The organism is Flavobacterium sp. C3NV, from assembly GCF_046825355.2.
GTDB lineage: Bacteria > Bacteroidota > Bacteroidia > Flavobacteriales > Flavobacteriaceae > Flavobacterium.
The window spans coordinates 105,205-127,118 of the sequence record NZ_JBKQBJ020000013.1; the positions used below are offsets into that span (position 1 = coordinate 105,205).

Annotated in this window: 15 protein-coding genes; 10 read left to right on the forward strand and 5 right to left on the reverse strand. The window is 35.3% G+C overall.

The window, feature by feature from the left end:
- Positions 1–304: 304 nt before the first annotated feature.
- The 3 genes from ACIDC4_RS18000 (at position 305) to ACIDC4_RS18010 (ending at position 7,445) form a co-directional block, all read left to right on the forward strand.
- Complete coding sequence (locus tag ACIDC4_RS18000; protein WP_412043637.1) at positions 305–2,977, forward strand: beta-1,3-glucanase family protein; 2,673 nt, start codon at positions 305–307, stop codon at positions 2,975–2,977.
- A gap of 334 nt (positions 2,978–3,311) precedes the next feature.
- Positions 3,312–4,937, forward strand: a complete 1,626-nt coding sequence (locus tag ACIDC4_RS18005) for a glycosyl hydrolase family 18 protein (protein WP_412043638.1) — start codon at positions 3,312–3,314, stop codon at positions 4,935–4,937.
- Between the two features lie 564 nt (positions 4,938–5,501).
- Entirely contained in the window at positions 5,502–7,445 is a 1,944-nt protein-coding gene (locus ACIDC4_RS18010; RefSeq protein ID WP_412043639.1) for a metallophosphoesterase, read from the forward strand.
- A 235-nt stretch (positions 7,446–7,680) separates the two neighbouring features.
- Here the strand turns inward: ACIDC4_RS18010 and ACIDC4_RS18015 are convergent, their stop codons facing one another.
- Positions 7,681–8,742 carry a phosphatidylinositol-specific phospholipase C1-like protein gene (locus ACIDC4_RS18015; protein ID WP_412043640.1) on the reverse strand — a complete coding sequence of 354 codons (1,062 nt, stop codon included), beginning with the start codon at positions 8,740–8,742 and terminating at the stop codon, positions 7,681–7,683.
- A 266-nt stretch (positions 8,743–9,008) separates the two neighbouring features.
- Between ACIDC4_RS18015 and ACIDC4_RS18020 the strand changes: the two genes are divergently transcribed.
- From ACIDC4_RS18020 to ACIDC4_RS18045, 6 genes are all read left to right on the forward strand, one after another.
- Entirely contained in the window at positions 9,009–9,533 is a 525-nt protein-coding gene (locus ACIDC4_RS18020; protein WP_230039268.1) for an RNA polymerase sigma-70 factor, read from the forward strand.
- A gap of 83 nt (positions 9,534–9,616) precedes the next feature.
- Positions 9,617–10,540 (forward strand): FecR family protein, encoded by a 924-nt coding sequence (locus ACIDC4_RS18025; RefSeq protein ID WP_412043641.1) that lies wholly within the window; start codon positions 9,617–9,619, stop codon positions 10,538–10,540.
- Between the two features lie 73 nt (positions 10,541–10,613).
- Complete coding sequence (locus ACIDC4_RS18030; protein ID WP_412043642.1) at positions 10,614–13,898, forward strand: SusC/RagA family TonB-linked outer membrane protein; 3,285 nt, start codon at positions 10,614–10,616, stop codon at positions 13,896–13,898.
- Positions 13,899–13,901: 3 nt separating this feature from the next.
- Positions 13,902–15,674, forward strand: coding sequence for a RagB/SusD family nutrient uptake outer membrane protein (locus ACIDC4_RS18035; protein ID WP_412043643.1), 1,773 nt, complete (start codon positions 13,902–13,904; stop codon positions 15,672–15,674).
- 1,163 nt (positions 15,675–16,837) lie between these two features.
- Positions 16,838–17,212 (forward strand): SpoIIAA family protein, encoded by a 375-nt coding sequence (locus ACIDC4_RS18040; RefSeq protein ID WP_412045433.1) that lies wholly within the window; start codon positions 16,838–16,840, stop codon positions 17,210–17,212.
- Between the two features lie 125 nt (positions 17,213–17,337).
- Positions 17,338–17,739, forward strand: a complete 402-nt coding sequence (locus tag ACIDC4_RS18045) for a hypothetical protein (RefSeq protein WP_412045434.1) — start codon at positions 17,338–17,340, stop codon at positions 17,737–17,739.
- 182 nt (positions 17,740–17,921) lie between these two features.
- On the opposite strand, the gene ACIDC4_RS18050 is transcribed toward ACIDC4_RS18045, so the two are convergent.
- From ACIDC4_RS18050 to ACIDC4_RS18065, 4 genes are all read right to left on the reverse strand, one after another.
- The gene (locus ACIDC4_RS18050; RefSeq protein ID WP_412045435.1) at positions 17,922–18,203 is read right to left on the reverse strand and encodes a PrgI family protein; all 282 of its coding nucleotides are present in this window, start codon (positions 18,201–18,203) and stop codon (positions 17,922–17,924) included.
- A 28-nt stretch (positions 18,204–18,231) separates the two neighbouring features.
- The gene (locus ACIDC4_RS18055) at positions 18,232–18,633 is read right to left on the reverse strand and encodes a hypothetical protein (RefSeq protein WP_230039260.1); all 402 of its coding nucleotides are present in this window, start codon (positions 18,631–18,633) and stop codon (positions 18,232–18,234) included.
- Between the two features lie 197 nt (positions 18,634–18,830).
- A complete protein-coding gene (locus ACIDC4_RS18060; protein WP_412045436.1) occupies positions 18,831–19,205 on the reverse strand; it encodes a hypothetical protein in 375 nt (124 codons plus the stop codon).
- 22 nt (positions 19,206–19,227) lie between these two features.
- Positions 19,228–19,377, reverse strand: coding sequence for a hypothetical protein (locus ACIDC4_RS18065; protein ID WP_230039256.1), 150 nt, complete (start codon positions 19,375–19,377; stop codon positions 19,228–19,230).
- Positions 19,378–19,755: 378 nt separating this feature from the next.
- Between ACIDC4_RS18065 and ACIDC4_RS18070 the strand changes: the two genes are divergently transcribed.
- Entirely contained in the window at positions 19,756–21,906 is a 2,151-nt protein-coding gene (locus ACIDC4_RS18070) for a catalase (RefSeq protein ID WP_412045437.1), read from the forward strand.
- The last annotated feature ends 8 nt before the right edge of the window (positions 21,907–21,914 follow it).

Here is a 21,914-nt window from a genome sequence, read left to right on the forward strand (position 1 = left end):
GGGTGTAATGATCCTTAATAGTTACACCCAACTTTTATAAATAAACTCGTAGTTATGATTCTTTTTAACACATAGAAACATAGATTTTGTTTGCGAAAAAGGCGTTTCACTTTATATAAAAGCGCATAGATAGCTATGTGAAAGAAATGGATTTCTTTTTTGTATACTTTTTCATCCATAGAATCTATGTTTCTATGTGTTTAAATAAATTTTCCGAATTAAATGCGACGAGTTATAGCTTAATATTTTCTCATTCTTACTAATGAATTAAAAACAAGTTTATTAACCCAAACAATTTTAACCAATGAGAAATTTTAAATTACAAAAAAGGTTTTTTACCGCATTGCTTCTGGCATTGCTATGCAATTTTATGTACGGGCAGGGCCCAATTCCGTTTACGATAAGTAATACGTCAACATTTAATGATAACGAATTGTATGTCGCCATTGTAGGTATCGATTACAATACCGGAAATCACGTTTGGGTCAATGCCAAAACAAGTCAGGTTTTGCCTATGAGTGCTTCTTACAATACTGTTACAGGACCTACAATTGGCGGAAATACCGGACCGGGACAAAATTCAAAATATGCCAATTGTTTTACCAAATTAAGCGAAATCCCAAACAAGACTTTTACGCTTCCTCAAATTGCAGGCTGCAGGGTTTTTATTGCCAAAGGGCAGCAATTGTATTTCTACTTTTTTGGTGCAAGCGGCGCTCCGTCAGGATATACATCTCCAAATCCGTTGAATGCTACAGACCCAAATCAGGGCATTTTGTATGAAATTATCGAATTGACGAATAATCAATATGGTTTTTTTGGAAATCCATCGAGAGTCGATTCGTATAAATACCCAATGGGATTAGAGTTATTTGGTGCCAATGGATATCAGAAAAGAGTAGGTGAACTAAAAAAACACGCCGATATTGTGGCGGCTTTCAAAGCCAATGTTCCATCAGAATTTCAGGGTTGTGTAAATGATGCAACAGGCGAAATTACGGCACCATCAAAAACTCCCGCTTTCGCAGATGGAACCGGAGGAACTTCTGTAGGAGCTCAGGCCAATTATCTAAAACCTTATATTGATGCCATTTGGAACAAATATAAAAATGAAGATTTAATATTTTATGCCGGAGATGCCGGAGTTTTCAAAGGAAGAGTGATTGGTGAACAACTGGAAATGGTTGGGCAATCAGGAGGTTTTGTGGGTCGTACAGGACGTGTTCAATATCGACCATCTACTCAGGAAGCGCTTGAAGGAAAAGGTGTTCTGGACAGAAGATTGGTCGACGGAGATTTGGATCTTGTGGTTCAGGCGCAATTAACGGCGGCGATTAACCGCCATGTGGTAAATGTTACAACGCCAAATCCGGGACAACAAAATTGGTACGATGCATCAAAATTTTATCAGGTGAATCCAACCAATCATTATTCGAAATTCTGGCATTTACCAGGAATAAGTGTAGATAATCTGGCTTACGGATTTGCCTATGATGATGTGGCTGATCAATCGCCATCTCTTCATACAACACAACCTACTAAAGTAATTGCAGCGTTTGGAGGATATGCAGGATCAACACCATCGGTTCCGGCTACAACAGATGTTATTACGGTTTATAAAGATTGTAATTACACCGGATTTTCGGGCGGATTGACTATTGGAGATTATAATTTGGCGCGTTTGAATACTTTAGGAGTTTTAAACGATGATATTTCTTCGATTAAAGTAGCTCAGGGTTTTCAGGCTATTTTGTATCAGGATGATAATTTTACAGGAGCTTCAACGGTAATCAATTCTGATAATTCTTGTTTGAATACAACCTGGAATGATAAAGTAACTTCGGTTAGAATTCTGGCAAATGGAGTGACTACTTTGAATAATCAAACCTTTTATCTTCAAAACAGAAACAGCAATTTATACATGGATGTCTGGAACGCAAATTTATCTAATGGTGCAGCTATCAATCAGGGCGCTTTGAATTCAGGTAGCAATCAGAAATTTACCTTCACGCATTTGGGCGAAGGATTGTACAAAATCATTGCCAATCATAGCGGTCAGTCTTTAGATGTAAACAATTTTAATAAAGCCAATGGTGCGAAAGTAGAGCAATATCCATACAATGCCACGACTAATCAACAGTTTGTATTAGTTGCCACAGGTGATGGATTCTATAAAATTGTAGCCAGACATAGCGGTCGAATCGTTGAGGTTGCAGGAGCAAGTACAGCTTCTGGCGCAGTGGTTCAACAATGGGACAATAACAATCAAACGTGCGGACAATGGAAATTGGTTCCGGCAACGACTTCGCAAACTTCTGTTTTAATTCAGGCCGAAGATTATTCTGCCATGAGCGGCATTCAGGTTGAAGCGACTACAGATACGGGCGGAGGTTCAAATGTTGGTTATACCGAAACCGGTGACTGGTTGGCTTATAACAGTATTAATTTCCCAACGACTGGTTCTTATTTAATAGAATACCGTGTTGCAAGCGGCGTAACGGGTGGTAAATTATCATCTGATCTAAACGGAGGAACGATTGTTTTAGGAAGTGTTGATATCCCAAACACAGGAGGATGGCAAAATTGGCAAACCGTATCTCAAACGGTAAATGTAAATGCCGGAACGTACAATTTTGGAATCTATATTCAGAATACGGGAATGAATATCAACTGGATAAAAATCACAAAAGTGGGAGCTGGTTTAACGGCTAAAACGGCTTTGGCTCCGGTAGTTGAAGAAGATTCAGTTGAAACAGCTTTAAACATATATCCAAGTCCGGTCGAAAATACACTTTACATTACTACAGATGTCAGCGGAGGAAATGTAAGCATTGTAGATTCTCAGACAGGAACTGTGTTTTCCGGGCGAAAAGTCAATAATAACAGTTTAGATGTTTCGTATTTACGACGAGGAATTTATTTGATAGTATTTGAAAAAGACGGTCAAAAAACGGTGAAACGTTTTATAAAGAAATAAGCTTTTGGGTGTAATTATTTTAACACATAGAAACATAGAATTATAAAGATCAAAAAAGGCGTTTCACTTTGCATTAACAAACATAGCTATGTGATAGAAACGAGTTTCTTTTTAATGTTCTTTTTTCAAACAAATAAAATCTATGTTTCTATGTGTTTAATTAAGATTTTTATGGATTGCACCCAATGCATTAAAGAATAGTTTTAAAAGAAATTTTAGATCTAAGACTTTAGATTTTTAGGTTCCAACCAATCTGAAATCTAAATTCTAAAAACTAAAATTATTTTCTCCCCCGAAAATTTACATATCTATTAATCTATTAAAAAATGTTACTATGAAAAACAATTACAAAGTGATCCAGCTAAAATGGATCTTGATTTTGGTTCTGGGTGTTGTTAACTTATCAGTTGCCCAAAAAAAAGTTATCGCTTATATCCCAAATTGGGTAGATCTGAATGCCTTTTCGAGCAGCGTTCAATACAGCAAATTAACGCACATCAATATTGCGTTTGAAAATCCGGATGCCAACGGATATTTATCTTTTAATTCAGGATCTAATACCATCATTAATGCGGCACATGCTCAGAATGTAAAAGTGTTTGTTTCCCTTGGAGGAGGCTCAGTTTCTGAAGGAGGCGCTATTCGTGATAACTACTTCAATTTGATTAAAGCTGCCAACAGAACAGCTTTTATTCAGAAAATCTACGATTATGTTGTGGCTCATAATTTTGATGGTGTCGACATGGATCTTGAAGGGCCGGCAATAAATAGCGATTATGGCGGATTTGTAATAGCGCTTGCTGCGAAATTGCATGCTAATGGAAAACTAATTTCGGCAGCACTTTCAGAAGGATATGGTGGTGCAAATGTACCTGCATCTACTTTTGCAGCTTTTGACTGGATTAACATCATGGCATATGATGCAACAGGACCGTGGCAACCGGGAAACCCAGGACAACATTCTCCGTATAGCATGGCCGTAAATCAGTTTAATTACTGGACAGGAAGAGGTTTACCGGCAAGTAAAGCGATCATTGGACTTCCGTTTTACGGATATGGTTTTGGAGCTTCTGCTAATCAGGGAATTTCTTATGCCAATATCGTAGCGCAATATCCGGGAGCAGAAAATCTGGATCAGGTAGGAAATACGATTTATTATAACGGAATTCCAACAATCAAAGCAAAAACAACATTCGCGATTCAGAATGCGGGCGGAGTTATGATTTGGGAATTGTCTCAGGACGCGACCGGTGCCAAATCATTATTGACAGCCGTAAATCAGGTTATTACCGGAAGTAATCCACCAACAGGTACAGGAACTTTAATACAGGCAGAAAGCTACTCTTCGATGAGTGGTGTACAAACTGAATCTACTACAGATACAGGCGGAGGCCTTAATGTTGGTTACGCAGATACAGGCGACTGGATGGCATATTCGAATATTAATTTCCCTACTTCAGGATCTTACGTAATCGAATATAGAGTCGCAAGTGCCGTAACCGGTGCCAGGATATCATCAGATTTAAATGCGGGAAGTATTCAGTTAGGGAATGTCAATATTCCTAATACAGGAGGATGGCAAAACTGGCAAACGGTTTCTCAAACTGTAAATGTAAATGCCGGAACGTACAATTTCGGGATATTTATACAAAGTTCGGGTGTCAATATCAATTGGTTCAGAATCACGAAATCGGGAGCAGGTTTAGCTGCAAAATCTGCAGCTTCAGAAGAGTTTGTGGCTTTAAATATATATCCAACTTCTGTTGATAGTACACTTTCTATTACTCAGGATGTAAGCAATGCCAATGTGAGTATTATAGATTCTCAAACCGGTGCTGTTGTTTCAGGTTCAAAAGTAAACAACAATAGCGTAGATGTTTCTCTTTTAAAATCAGGTATTTATTTGATTGTTTTTGAAAAAGAAGGTACGCAAACCGTGAGACGTTTTATTAAAAAATAAGATTTAATTGCTAAGATTTAATTTTTAATCTCGCAAAGTAGCAGAGTCGCAAAGAAAATAAAAAGCTTTGTTTCTTCTCGGTTAAATTCGCAATTGCACATATTGTTAGTTATGTTTATTTCAACCTTTGTCAAACTTGTAGACTTTGAGAAGGGTTAATACAATCTTGTCAGAAATGGCAAGATTGTTTTTTTATACAGGTTCCCATTTCCCATTTTCTTTGGCGATATCAATAAGTTTTTGTCCGTGTTCTGTCATTAAACCCTGTTTTTGATTATTAAGGTTTAACCGCGAAGAGCGCTAAGATTTACGCTAAGTTCGCAAGGATTTTTTTTAATCGCAAAGTCGCGAAGGCGCAAAGAAAATAAAAACTTGGCGCCTTTGCGACTTTGCGCGATTATTACGCACCAGTTTAAAAAACTTTGCGAACCTTGCGGTTAAATCAACATCACGGCACAGCAGTAATAATTATCATTAGGTAACAATACGATAAAGGATTTTAAAGTTTTAATTCATAAAATTGCAAATCGTTTTAAAAAATCCCCATTTACAAAAGCCTAACCTATGATTTTTAAATTTTCCTCTCTACATAAATATTGCTTCGCCAGTCTATTTTTTGTTTTATTAAACAATACAATTTCAGCACAAAAACAAAAGAATCTTGATGGCGTTCAGGTTGCTTTTTTATCTGATGTTCATTTACAGGATTTGTTCGGAACATTTTCTGATAATGATTTTAAAGGCATTCTGAATACGAAAACCGGAAAATATACGTTAATGAGAACAATGGCGTCTCAGTTGCATTCGACCCGAATTTTCAATGAGAACTATTTTGCTTTCATCGCGGCTTTAGAAGATATCGCAAAAAGAAAGATAAAATATGTCGCACTTCCGGGAGATTACACAGATGACGGTCAGCCGATTCACGTAAAAGGCTTAGAGAAAATTTTAGATGAATACAGAAAAAAATACAATATCGAGTTTTTCATTACCACTGGAAATCACGATCCCGTTGGACCTTTTGCTCAGGAATCCGGTAAAGAAGATTTTTTAGGAAAAGACGGTAAAAGTCAACCCATTTATAGCAAAGAAGGCCTCTATAAGCCAAACTTAACCATCGAACAGCCTGTTGTTGTGACCGCCGATATTGCTAAAATGGGTTATTTGGGAATTACTGATAATCTCAAAAATTTTGGTTTTTATCCCAACAAAAAATACAAATTCTGGGCAACACCATTTTCAACTTATACTTCTAAAGATTATAGTTTCGAAAAAGCATCAAAAGCCGCTTTATTATCCAATAGAGTCTATAATGTTTCCCTTGGATTTGAAGTTCCGGATGTGAGTTATGTCGTTGAACCTGTCGATGGACTTTGGTTAATGGCAATCGACGGAAATGTTTATATCCCTAAAAAGAACGAGGGAGATCCAAAAGATCCTAAAAATTATTCGGAAGCCAGTACTGGTTATAATAATGTACTTTCGAACAAAAAACACCTTATAAAATGGGTCGAAGAAATTTCGGCGCAAGCCAAACAACAAGGCAAAACTTTGATTGCTTTTAGTCATTTCCCGATGATTGATTTTAATGATGACGCTTCCGCGGAAATAAAAGAGTTGCTTGGTCCAAATAAATGGCAATTGAACCGCGTTCCGGTTGAAGAAGTTGCTCAGGTTTTTGCTGATGCGGGATTGAAGATTCATTTTGGCGGACATATGCATATTAATGATACAGGAACCAGAACCACAGCAAAAGGAAATACTTTGGTCAATATTCAGACACCATCTTTGGCAGCTTATATTCCGGCCTATAAATTATTGACAATCAAAAAAGATAATTTGGTAGACATTCAAACGATTACAATTGATGAGGTTCCGCGATACGGTGAACTTTTTGATTTGTATAAAATGGAATATCAATTCTTAGAAAGTCAAAACACAAAAGACATCTGGAATATCGATATTTTAAAAACCAAAAATTATCACGATTTTACCGATTTTCATCTAAAGGAATTAGTTCGTTTGCGTTTCCTGAAAGACGATTGGCCGGAATCTTTCAAGAATTTTATTCTCAATATTTCTGCAAAAGATTTATTGGTTTTAGCCAATATGCAATCGGATAAAGATTTTGATGTGATTTTAAAGAACAAAGAAAATCTCAAAAAAGAATGGTCAGAAGCTGAAAGTAAAACAGATAAACTTTTGTCTGAAAACAATCTAAAAAAACAAGATTTTAATTGGACAGGTTATGACATGTTAGTAGATTTCTACCGTTTCAGAAGCGCCGACGAATTGGCTTTAGCAGATGTGGGAACTGAAAGAGCGAAACAATATAAAGTAGTATCTCAGTTATTTTTCGAAAACCATAAAGAAAATGCATCAAAAGAAAAACCATTGCAAAACCAAATGCGATTGTTTCTGATCATTTTTAATAAATTCATGCATGAAGTTCCTGCGGATCATTTTACGGTTGATTTGAAGAGTGGAGAGATTAAGACTGAAAAATAGTTTCAGGTTTCAAGTTTTGTTGGAGCGTAATTTTGGGTGTGAATTTAACCGCAAGGAGCGCAAAGGTTTTTTACATGTAAGGTTTATATAAAACGCAAAGTTCGCAAAGCTTTATCAATTAGCTTTGCGAACTTTGCGTTTACTAACCGCAATCTAAAACAAAAAACCTTTGCGCTCCTTGCGGTTAAATTTTTTCGCTCATTCCAACCTGAATAATGAGACTGAGACTGAAAACTTATTCCACTCCAGTAACCGGATTCATTCTCACATAACTGCCATCATCATATTTGATCTGATAAGGAGAATCGAAGAAAGTGCTTGGTAAATAATAATCGGTTGTGATGACTTGAGCGCCGGATTTTTTGGCAGCTTCAAAGTGTGTGTAATCATTTTTGCGGGCTTCTTTAGTATCAGAATCTGCTCTGGTTCTTATAAGATATCCTTTTTTAACTAAATCTGTGATTTTTGGATCTTCAGAATTGCCTATCATTAAAGTGGCTGCTTCCGGTTTTCCTGGTTCTGCACAGATAAAAGCGGAGCGTCCTTTTAGGGATGGATGATTCAGCGAATACATATCTCTTTTGGCTCCGTTATTATCCAAAATAAATAAAAATTTACCTTTTGCTTTTTTCAGCGTTGGCCAATTGTTGTTTAAAACCGCTTCTTCAAGGGTTTTGTATTTTCCGCGAACCATATCCGGCGTGATTAGTTTATTGCCTAAACCTTTGCGGAGTTCAACATCTAAAGCATCAAATAATTCAGGTGTAAATTTCTCTGCTTTTGTACCTAAAAAACTGTCGTCATCTTTGGGTTCCAGCGTGATAAAAACGGGAACGTGATCCGGATTGGCATCAGACCATTTTTTTAATTCTGCAAGAGCATTTTGAAGCGTGTAGCAAGATGTTCTAAAATCAATATCGATCATGTGAAAAACCTTAAAACCAGGTTTGTTCATTTCTCCATTTGGGTCATAAACTTTTTCAGATTTTACCAAATCCAACCCTTTTGGATGTGCAAATTTTCCGCCTTTAGGATCGCCCTGAACATCAATTTCAAGATTTCGCAAACCTTTATTCAATTGATCTGTAATTGAAATATGCGTGTATTGCAATCCTTTTAGAGAGCGCGAAGTGTCTTTTGCCTGAATGAAATTGTATAAATCCGGTTCGATATTCTGGCGGTAACTATTATGAGAACCTATTACTTGTATTTGATTGATTTTTAAATTGTCATTTTGAGCCTGAACGCTGCTGTTTATGGCGCCGGCAAGAAATAAAGTAAACAGAATTTGTTTCATGATTTTGAAAGTGTAATTTTTATTAGAACTGAGGACGCAGCACTAGAAAATTACCTTTTTTTAGAAAGTACTAATGTAAAGACAGGATTTGATTTTTATGTTATTAAAAAAAAAAGAAATCGCAACCTGATTGTCATCATTGCCCTAAAATAGTAGTATTTCTACATCAGAATAATTCTTTATTTAATTTAAAGATAACGTTCAGGCAAAAAACTTTGGTATAACATTTTATTATTTTACATCACCAAACAGTCCCAAAATAAGCTATGAAAAATCCTGAAGTATTTGAAAAAACGTATAATGATTACTGGAAAAAGCTGAATGCTTTTTCGTATACGATGACTCAGGATAAAGACTTGGCGCAGAACATTGTTCAGGATGTTTTTATCGATTTATGGGAAAGAAAAGATGACATTACTATAAATGCCATCGAACCTTATTTGTTTCGTGCGGTAAAAAATCAGGTTTTCAAACATTACCAGAATAACAAGTTCGACAAGACGATTCTTGAGGATAAATTCGAAGATTATATTATTGATAATTTCAGTTCGATCGATCCTGAATTAATGGATTTGCTTTATTCCTTATTAGACAAACTTCCGGAGAAACGAAAAGAAGTTTTGCTGATGTACAAATTTCAGGACATGTCAATTGATCAGATTGCCGAAGAACTTGGGATTTCGAAACAAACCGTAAAAAATCAAATTTCTTCGGCCTTAAAACAATTGCGTGAAGGCCTGAAAGACCTTGCCTGGCTTGCTCCATACATTATTTTGCACAAAAACTTTTAAGATAACTTTCTGTTAATGGTTTCATAATATTTCACGATAGTACGATTTTGCATTTCTGGTACTTATTGATAATAACAAGTATTATGGTAAAAAGAATCAAGCACAGTTTAGAATATCTTATCAATAAAAGTTCCCGACATAAAACTTCAAGAGCAGAAGAAGATTTGTTGCATAATTTTACTTTTAGTGAATATCAAAAATCAAATTGGGATACAACTTCAATGGGAAACCCGGACGAAGTTGCTCAGGATATTTACGACAATATTCAAATTCGAATAGGAAAGAAGAAGGCCTTCAATCCTTACTTAAAATATATGGCAGCTGCCAGCATTCTTTTTCTGGTTGGTTTAGGGATTTACTTTAAACCAGCTATTACAGCCGAAAAGCAATTATCATTTAAAACGTCAGATACCCCCAAATCTATCCAATTAAGTGACGACTCGAAAATTTATCTGGCAGCAAATTCATCATTTCAGTATCCTGAAAAATTTATGGGCGAACAAAGAAAAGTTTCTTTACTAAAAGGAAATGCATTTTTTGAAATAGCCAAAGACAAGAAACATCCTTTTATTATTAGCTCAGGCGAAATTAAAACAAGGGTTGTAGGAACTTCATTTCACATTCAAATGTCAAAATCAAAATGCGAAGTGATTGTGTTAACCGGTAAGGTAAATGTTTCTACGAAAGGGCAGAGCGTAGATTTGGTTCCAAACGAGGAAGCTTTGTTTACGGCACAAAAATTAACCAAACAAATGGCTGAAAAATCTTATTTGGTCAATTGGTACAATACAGATGTTACGCTCAATCAAACTACTTTAAAACAAGTAATTACGGTTTTACAATATAAATACGGAGTTTCATTTCAGTATGAAAATAAGCTCGTATTGGCAACGCCATTAACGGTGTTCATAAAGAAGGACGCATCATTAGAGAATGTTTTAGAACAAATAAATTATATCACAAACCTAAAATTTAAAGTTTATGGCGAAATAGTAAAAGTGGATTAAAAACAAAAAAGCAGTTGCTGAGAACAACTGCCATTTATCATTAAGTATCGTAAAAAAACCAATAACTTAAATCATGTATTTTAAACCTTCTTATTTAAATCTAAAGAGTTTCATCTTTTTAGTACTAGCGTTACTGACCATTGAGAGTGGTTTTAGTAAAACTAATTCATTAAAAAAATCAAAAATAGAAAATAAAATAGAAAAAGCGACACTTGTTTCTATTTTTTCAAAATTAAGCCAGCAAACGGATTATAAATTCAGCTACGGACAAGCTATTATTGCTGATAATACCACGTATACAGTAAATTACACAAATGAATCTGTGGCATTAATTTTAAGTGATCTTTCTAAAAAAGCCAATTTCAATTATAACATTAATGGTAAATTGGTTTTAATTCAAAAGGCAGCTGCGCCAAAAGCAGTTCCTGTAAAAGCAGTTGATAAAATTAGAGTAAAAGGAAAAATTGTTGACGAAAATAAATTACCAATTCCGGGTGCAACTGTAATCGAAAGCGGATCTTCAAACTCAACTGTTACTGATTTTGACGGGGTATTTGAACTTTCTGTAGGAGAAGGAAAAAATATCGAAGTTTCGTATGTAGGATACACAACAAAAGTTCTTGCTGCACAGTCTGGTTTTATGACTGTTCAGTTAGAACCAAGCACTGCCGAATTGAACGAGGTTTTAGTTGTGGGTTACGGAAAACAAGCCAAAAAAGATGTTACCGGAGCTGTTACACAATTAGAAGCGGCTAACTTTAAACAAGGTGTAAACGTTTCTGTTGATAATCTATTACAAGGAAAAGTTGCGGGTGTTCGTGTTGTGAATACAAGCGGAGAACCTGGTGCTGGTGTAAACGTTACCATTCGTGGAGTGGGATCTATCAGAAGCGGAAGTACACCTTTGTTTGTTGTTGATGGTATGCCATTGTCTAATGATGATACAAGCCCTGCCGGAACTAATGTTGGTTTTGGAGGTTCAACGGCAAAAAATCCATTAAACTTTTTGAATACAAGTGATATCGAATCGATTACAGTTCTTAAAGATGCATCTGCTGCAGCTATTTACGGAGCAAGAGGATCTAACGGAGTTGTTTTGGTTACGACTAAAAAAGGATCTAAAGGCGAAGGAACATTAACGTTTGACTCTTATATGGGAGTTTCTACTGTTGCTCATAAATTAGATGTTTTAGATGCAGGCCAATATAGAAACGCTATAAAAGATAAAGCATTTGATCATGGTGGAAACACAGATTGGCAGGATGTAATTTTTAGATCTGCAATTACTACAAACAACGCTTTGTCTTTTGCAAAACAAACAGAATCAGGAAATTATTATGCATCTGTTGCACAAATGGATCAGGAAGGTATTATTCATAACAGTAATTTCAAACGTCTTTCGGGTAGAATTAATGCTGCTGAATCATTTTTAGACAACAAACGTTTAAAATTAAAATTGAATCTTACTGCGAGCCAGACTACAGATGATGGCGTTCCTACAAGTGATGACGGTGGTTCTAACGGACAATTGATCGTGCATACTTTGATGGCTAACCCAACCAGATCAGTTTTTGATGCTAACGGAAAGTACACCAATTTTAATATGAACGCACATTATAACCCAGCTTATTTATTAAGTATTTATGAGGATCAAACGCGTACATTAAGAGTTTTAGGAAATCTGGAGGCTTCTTTCAGAATTATCGACGGATTAGAATATAAATTGAATATTGGTGTAGATCGCTCTACATCAGAAAGAAATACTACAATTTATCCCAACCTTACCGATTTAAATCCAAAAGGTAAATATGTTCAGAACAATCTTGATTCAAAAAATTCATTGGTTGAGCATTATCTAACTTATAATAAGGCATTCGATAAACATAAATTTGAAGTTCTTGGCGGATTCTCTTATCAAAAATTTGAAAGATCAGGAACAAGTTTCAGTATTGATGGAATTTCAGCGCAGGGAGCAGGTGTAAAACCATCTATTAATCCAGGTTTTGCAGGAACACAATCTGGTACAACAGGTTATGCTCAGGAAAACGAATTGCAATCTTATTTTGGAAGATTAAATTACAGTTTCGATAATAAATATTTATTGACAGCTTCTATGAGAGCTGATGGTTCTACACGTTTTGGAGATAATAACAAATACGGTTATTTTCCTTCATTTGCTTTAGGATGGAATATTACTAATGAAAATTTCCTGAAAGATTCTAAAACAATCAATAACCTAAAGCTTAGAGCAAGTTGGGGACAAACAGGAAATCAGGAAGTACCCAATAAACAAACTAAGGCAAGTTACTCTTTGGCTGGCCCTGACGGATATTATTTAAATGATGATTTAAATCTTGTAAATGGTGTTTCTGTTTCCAGAACAGCAAATCCGGATTTAAAATGGGAAGTTGTTACACAATATAATGTAGGTCTTGATTTTAATTTATGGAATGACAGATTTTATGGAACTGTAGATTATTTTAATAAAACAACTACAGATGCTATTTTGTATATACCTTCAACTCCTTTGAGTCAGACAAAATTTATCTGGACAAATATCGATGGTAAAATTGTTAATAAGGGTATTGAGATTATGTTGGGTTCTAAAATCATCGATAGAAAAGATTTTACCTGGAATGTTGATGTGAATGGATCTACTTTAAACAACAAAATTGAAAACTTACCGCTTTCAGAAATCTTAACAGGTGCTATTTCTGGTCCTGGACAATCAGGTGTTAATGCTAATATTTACAAAAGCGGTTATGCGGCTGGTTCATTCTATTTATTAGAGCACACTGGTTTTGATCAAAACGGAGCAAACATATTTAAAGACCAGAACGGAGACGGTAAAATTGATAACAGCGACAGGGTTATTATCGAAGGAGCTTTACCCACTTTTTATTACGGTTTCAACAGTGATATGAGATATAAAAACTTTAGTTTTTCATTCTCAATTATCGGGCAAACAGGCGGTTATTTGTTGAATAACACAGGATTGAATGCTTTGAATATTAACAACTTAGCATCAGATCGTAACGTGGCAACAGGATATTATGAGTCAGGGGCAAACCCAACAAACTCACCAATTTTGTCTACGCTTTTCTTAGAAAAGTCTGATTTTATAAGATTAAATGCGGCACGTATAGGTTACAATTTTGATTTGAAAGGATTAAACTGGATTAATGGCTTAACACTTTATGTTACAGGAAACAACCTAATTACAATTACAAATTATACAGGATTTGATCCATTAGTAAATACGCCTAAAGCAACCGACGGAAACCAATCTATTGGAATTGATTACGCAGCTTATCCAACTTCGAGAACGTTCAGTTTTGGAGCAACTTTAAAATTATAAATTATGAAGACAAAGACATTATTAAGCATAAAATTTTTAACATTATTCTCTTTTATTTTTCTTCTCAACAGCTGTACTGATCTGGATGAAGTTTTTTTAGATGAAATACCTGGAAATACAGTTTCAGATCCTGCGGGTTCACTTGCTGCCGCTTATGACAGATTGGGTGACGGAACTTTCGTTGATCATGGAGCCATTTTTGCCATGCAGGAATACACTACAGATGAAGCTATTTTACCAACTCGCGGAAGTGACTGGGGAGATGGCGGAAAATGGAGAGATATGCACGAATTTACCTGGAGCTCAACCAATTCAATCATTGTAGGTAACTGGGATTTATTAACAAATGGTATTACACGTTGTATAACCGCTATACAATCAGCTGAACAAAGTACAATTCCTGAAAAGAAATTATATGCTGCAGAAGCAAAAGCACTTATGGCTTTTTACATGTATACCACTTTAGATTTATACGCACAGGCTCCATATAAAGATCCAATGGATACAAAAGCCACTTTACAAATTTTAAAAGCAGATACTCAAATCGATAAATTAATTACAGATGTTGAGGCTTTAATTCCTGATTTGGCTGATATTGGTACGCAAAGAACCTATCAGGGAAGATTTACCAAACAAGCCGCTTATGCTTTTTTAGCCAATATGTATTTAAATCGTGCTGTGTTCAAAGATCGTTACAATGCGTCATCAAATTTCAATTTTAATGAACCGGCCGTAACAGGAAGCACAGGAACAGATATGGACCGTGTTATTTACTACACCTCTTTACTAATCGATTCAGGAAAATTCAGTTTAGAAAGCGATTTTTTCAAAAACTTTGCAAGAGACAACAATAATGGTAAAGAACTTATTTTCGCCATTTCTCAAAAAATAGATTACATCCGTAACGGTTCAAACAGTTTTGCTTATGTGTGTATGGAGCGTAACCAAAGAGCATCTGCAGCAAACAGAGGAACAAATGCTGCTTGTATAACTCCTGAATTTTACGCATCATGGGATGGTAATCATGATGATCCAAGATTCGAACAGCATTATCAATATGCTGACGGTACATGGTTCATGAACGATGGTACAGATGTAAGTGTTCCAGCAACCGATATTGTACCTAAAAGCAGCCCGGCGCTGCCTTGGTTCCATTTCAACAGAGGAATTCAGGCTGGGCTTCAATATGGTCCTATATTATTAGCTTCAGGATCTCTTGAAATGGTAGGTAACCGTATCAAAGTTTCTCCGTTATTTATGGAAAAAAGTACAGGTACAAGAATGAATTTCACACCATCATTGACCTTTGCAGACCCTACAAAATCTGTTTTTGCTCAAAACGAAATCAATCAGGGAGCTCGTGTTTTTAAATACGAATTCGATCCTGAAGGAGGAAACGGTAACAGTAATGTCGATATTCCGTTATTCCGTTTAGGAGGAATTTACGCCATGAGAGCCGAAGCCTATTTTAGAAAAGGAAGCGCAGGATTAGCTATGATCGATCTTAATAAATTGCGTACCAGCAGAAAAAGAGAATCTTTATATGGCAATGCTCCGGGAAAAGCACTTACTGCTTTAGACTCAGATCAATTGTACAAAGAATTAGGTTTCGAATTGTACTGGGAATTACAAAGAAGACCACAAAGTATCCGTTTTGGAAAATTTGATTTAGCCGGAACTGCAAAAGCTGCTTCTCAACCCTTTAGAAGAGCATTCCCAATTCCGCAAACCGTTATTGATCAAAAGGTATTCAAACAAAATCAAGGATATAATTAAAAGTTTTGTGTTAGTTTATTTTTTTTTACAAAGAGCCTGTTTCGAAAGAGACAGGCTTTTGTCTTTTTAGTTCTCAAGGATATACAAAGTTTTATCGTCTAACAAAACCTTATAAACTTTCCAACTAATCTCAAGCCCAGAAAAAAAACTTAGCATCTCAGAACCTTAAAAATAGGGGCATGCCACCATCCCGATAAGAGGGCAAAGTTTCTTTGCGCGTATACGCCCTCTTATCGGGATGCTGTCGGGCTTTCACTGCTACTTCGGTAGCTTAGCTCTATCCCTCATGCGCGCGTAGTTTTCATAAGACGATTATCAACTTATCATTATCAATTCGTTATCACTGTTGATTATTAATCAAATTGCATCGTCATAGTAATATCCACACATGCTTAATCGTAGAGACGCACAGCAGTGCGTCTAAAGCCCAATTGGCACGTCCAATTAAAAATCCTCTGCACCTCAATTCACAAGTCCAGTTAGAAAACTAATAGGAAAAAGCAAATGTTAGACGCACTGCTGTGCGTCTCTACGGAAAATCATTGTCAATTATTAATTATCAATTTATCATTATAGATTCGTTATCACGGTTGATTATTAATCAAATTGTATCGTCATAATAATATCCACACATGCTAAATCGTAGAGACGCACAGCAGTGCGTCTAAAGCCCAATTGGCACGCCCAACAAAAAAACCTCTGCACCTCAATTCACAAGTCCAGTTAGAAAACTAATAGGAAAAAGCAAATGTTAGACGCACTGCTGTGCGTCTCTACGGAAAATCATTGTCAATTATTAATTATCAACTCATCATTATCAAATTTATCATTGTCGATTCGTTATCACTGTTGATTAATAATCAAATTGCATCGTCATAATAATATCCACACATGCTAAATCGTAGAGACGCACAGCAGTGCGTCTAAAGCCCAATTGGCACGTCCAATTAAAAAAACTTTACACCACAATTCAAAAACCTTTGAATCTCTGTACCTCTGAACCTTTGTCCCTTAAAAAAGAAGTAGTTATAATATAAAACTCAACCGAGATCTTATAAGATTCAAAACCAATTCTATAACTAAATTTGATACTAATTTTCAACCCTTCGAAAATTTAGAAAATATAAAATTCAAGAATCAATAATTCAAAAAAATCACATAAAATGATACATCAAATCGATACAACAGACAATATTGTAGCTTTTAGAGCTTTGGCCGAAGTAACAAAAGAAGACTTTCTTAGCGTAGTTGTTCCCGCTGTAGAGCATTTAGTTAAGCAAAGTAACGAAGTCAACTTTTTATTAGTTCTCGACACTGATATTCAAAATTTTACAGCCGGTGCCTGGTTGCAAGATGCTTTACTAGGATTAAAACATTTAGGAAAATGGAATAGAGCTGCAATCGTAACAGATTCTGACGAAATCATAACTTTTACAAACGGTTTTAGTTTTGTCGTTCCCGGAGAATTTAAAGGATTTAAAAAATTAGAATTCAACAAAGCTTTAAATTGGGTCGAAGGAAATATTCAAATTAAATAATCATTGCCAGCCAGTATACGCTTATAAATTGATTTTGATTGAAGTAAATTAGCTCAGATGTCAAGGCTTTAAATTAAAATTGGTTTATGTTTTTACCCCATTATTAATTTAATAAATCAAACATTATGAAAAATTTATTTTTAAGTTGCGCCATGATCCTTTTTATAGGAACTGCAGTTGCCCAACAAAAGCCACAAAAAAATAATGAAACAAAAGTAGTATCAGATCCTACCGCTCATCCTGTTAATCTCGATACGGTAAAAAATAATACAACTGCCAGGAAAAACAATGTTCAAAAAGCAGCTACAGGCAAAAAGCAGGAAGTTAATACAACAAAAATAGTATCAGATCCTACGGCAAATCCTGTGCATATTGATACCGTAAAAAATCCAGCTCATTCAAAACAGAAATCAGTACAAAAAGCAGCAACGGGAAAAAAACAACAACCCAATACTACTAAAATAGTATCAGATCCCACGGCTAATCCTGTTCGATTGGATACCGTAAAAAGTCCAACTAAAAAATAAAAGTTAGTTGAATTTTAGCAATAAAAAAAGCCTGGAAATTATTCAGGCTTTTTTTATTGCTAAAATTTAAAAGCCGCGAATTCAAGAATCTTTATAGCTGATGATGTAGCATGATTCGTGAATTCGCGGCTGACAAATATTTTTTTTGGTTTCTTATTTAAAACTTAAAACAAAAGAAATTTTTAGTGATTGTATTCGATACCACTACTATCAGTAAGTTCTTTTTTTGCTTTAGATACTTTAGTAAATTGTTTGTACGCTGCTGAAGCTAATAAAGGTAAGGCAAAACCTCCAATAAGGTTACCAATTGTGTTTTGTCCCGCTTTTTTTAATACAGCGCCAACTATAAGAGAACTCACTCCTGCGCAGGCAAGCTGTTTAGCAGAAAGATTAGGTATTTTGTTTGTTGATTTTTCAGGGGTAATTCCGTGTAATAATGGATCTATAAAATTTAAATTTTCCATAAGTTTTCAATTTATTAGTTATACTTTTTTATGTAGATAGTTTTTCACTATCTGTTTCGTTCTCAATTTTTTCGATTTCTACTTTTTCCTTTTTAATAGCCTGTCTGAGCAAAGCAAAAAGGCTCATATAGACATTAGCCATAAAAACAAGCGAAAATCCTGCCAAAATATAGCCACGCCAATCATTTAGCAAAAGTTTATAATTACAAAGGATCAAAAATGCAATTGTGACATAATGGCTAAAACAATATTCGCAGGTAAAGAGATAAAAGGCTTTTCGGGACAAAAGCGTCCTGTCGTTTTTAGAATGTTTTACACACCATTCACGAGGTTCCTTAAATATTTCTTCATGCGTCACAGTCCAGCTGATACAGGCTATCGGAATAGCCAAAACAAACAACCAGATAATTTGAGTTGTAATATCCATCATACAAAATGCATTTCTATAATCGTTTTAAATTATTTAAAAACAATAGTTTAAAATTACAGCAATTGGCACTTAGAAAGTTTACATAGTTTTAATTTTTTATTATAGAATTTATACCGAATTTCAGATTTCAATATACAAAAAATAACCGTTAAGTTTTAAAATCTTAACGGTTATCTAATTATAATATTTCATATTTTCTAAAAATTTTGCGGATTCGTACTCGGAAAAGGATCATGAGATACCTCGTCCAAATCTTCCTCTATATCTCTCAAATTTTCCTCTTCTTCAGAATCATCGTCATCAAGATCACCGTCTTTTTCTACTGTATCATCCAAATCTTCAGGATCTTCATCATTTGTTATTTGATCCTCATCATTAGTGATTGGTTCTCCTCCAGGATTATTTTCGTTTCGGTTATAATCATTTGTCTGGTGATTAACATCATCGATAAACTCTTCCTGAATCTGGTATTTTTCATCCTGATTAGCATTTTCTTTATCAATAAGCGTATCTAAGTCCTGATTAAAATTACGATTTTCCTGACCGTAATTTTTATTGTTTTCATTTTCCATAGTTAATATACTTTAGAATTAATTACTTTTTTGTTGTCGAAGGCTTCTTCGCATCCTTTTCATTTGGTTTAGTTTCTCTTTTTGGAGATGTTTCTTTTTTGTCTATTTTTTTGTCCATAGACTTTGCACCAGATGTCGAAGTGCTGCTGTTTTTTTGATCTGTAGTTTTCATGATATTTTTTTTAAATTGTTTGTTATAGTACAAATCTAGTTCCTTACTGCTCTTGTTTTCTTATAAAAAAACATAATGTAATTGTATAATTAACAGCAGGTTATAATGTAAGTTTTTTGTTTAATGATATAACTTTTCAGGAGAGATAAAAATCTATTTTCTCAAAAGATTAAATCAGTAATTACAGCTGATTATCAAATGTTTAAATGATGTAATCTTTGGGTAAAATCATGTAAGCAGTTGGTTGTATTGTAACCTACATTTGTCAGGCTTGTTACAGTTTATAATTCTCTCTAACTACTTTAATGACTTATTAAATTGAGAATATAAACTGCTTTTTAAAACCATTTTTAAAAATCCTAAACAACTATCAAAAAAATGAAAAATTCAAAGAAACCAAGTCAGGATCATGCTGATGAAAAACAAAGAGATTTAGAATTTAATAAATCAAATGCTGACAATCAATTTCTGACCACCAATCAGGGAGTGAAAATTAACGACAACAACAATTCATTAAAAGCCGGTGAAAGAGGACCATCTTTACTCGAAGATTTTATTCTTAGAGAAAAAATCACCCATTTTGATCACGAACGTATTCCGGAAAGAATCGTACACGCAAGAGGTTCGGCAGCTCATGGCTATTTTGAATTGTATGAGTCGATGGAGAAATATACCAAAGCGGGTTTTCTTAACGATAAAAGCATCAAAACTCCTGTATTTGTTCGTTTTTCGACTGTTGCAGGTTCAAGAGGATCGACCGATTTAGCGCGTGACGTACGCGGATTCTCGGTTAAATTTTACACACAGGAAGGAAATTATGATTTGGTAGGAAACAATATGCCTGTCTTTTTTATTCAGGACGCCATGAAATTTCCTGATTTAATACACGCCGTAAAACCGGAACCACATCACGAAATGCCTCAGGCAGCTTCTGCTCACGATACTTTTTGGGATTTTATATCTCTAATGCCAGAATCGATGCACATGATTATGTGGGTAATGAGCGACAGGGCAATCCCGAGAAGTTTAAGGATGATGGAAGGTTTTGGAGTACACACCTTTAGATTCGTCAATAAAAACAACGAATCTCATTTCGTAAAATTTCATTGGAAACCTAAATTAGGAACTCACGCCGTAGCCTGGGATGAGGCACAAAAAATCTCAGGTAAAAATTCCGATTTTCACCGACAGGATTTATGGGAAGCCATTGAAGGCGGAAACTTTCCTGAATGGGAATTAGGTGTACAAATAATTCCTGAAGCCGACGAACATAAATTTGAATTCGATATTTTAGACCCAACCAAATTGATTCCGGAAGAATTAGTTCCGGTACAAATTGTAGGCAAAATGGTTCTGAATAAAAATCCGGATAACTTTTTTGCAGAAACAGAGCAAGTTGCTTTTCACCCGGGACATGTAGTTCCTGGAATCGATTTCTCGAATGATCCATTATTACAAGGACGTTTATTCTCGTATACAGATACACAATTATCAAGATTAGGAAGTCCTAATTTTCATGAAATCCCAATCAATCGTACTGTTGCGCCTATGCACAACAATCAGCGTGACGGACATATGCGTCAGGAAATTCCAACCGGTCGTGTAAGTTATCATCCTAATTCATTAGGCGGCGGTTGCCCGTTTCAGGCAAAAATCGATGAAGGAGGTTTTAGTAGTTTCAACGAACGAATCGATGCGCAAAAAATACGTGAAAGAAGCGAAAGTTTCTCAGACCATTTTAGCCAGGCAAAACTTTTCTTCAACAGCCAAACTCCAATTGAGCAAAACCATATTGGAGACGCTTTGTCTTTTGAATTAGGAAAAGTAGAAACAAAAGCCATTAGAGAACGCATGCTGGGATTAATTTCTCAAATCGATAAAAATCTTGCGGAAAAAGTAGGTAAAGCATTAGGTATGAATGTACCAACTGAACTTGAAAAACCAATTAATCACGGCGTTGGAGCTGATGATGACGGGAAACAAGAACCTAAAGAAGTGAAACAATCTATCGAGAATTCGGATGCTTTAAGTATGTTGAAAAATCCAACCATTTCGAATACAATTGCCACCAGACAAGTTGCTTTTTTATGTGCAGAAGGCGTAAATGCAGAATCTGTAAAAACCATGAAACTGGCCTTGAAAGATGCCGGAGCAAAAGCGGTAGTTATTGCACCGCATTTAGGTACAATTGTATCAGAAGAAGGTCTTGAAATTGTTGTAGATCAAAGTTATCTTATTGCCGCTTCGGTCTTGTTTGATGCTGTTTATATTCCGGCAGGAAAAGGAATTTTGGCACTTAAAAACAAGAAAGAAGTAGGTGAATTTATAAAAGATGCTTACCATCACTGCAAGTTTATCGCAGCCGAAGGTCAGGGCGTTCAGGTTCTTCCTTTAAAAGACGATGTACAGAAAGATGCGGGAATTTTAACCAGCGAAAAAATAGGGGATAAGGCTTTGGCCACTTCTTTTATAAAAGCAATGGGAAGACACCGTTTCTGGGAAAGAGAAGAGTTATTAAAAAAAGAATAATTTCTTTG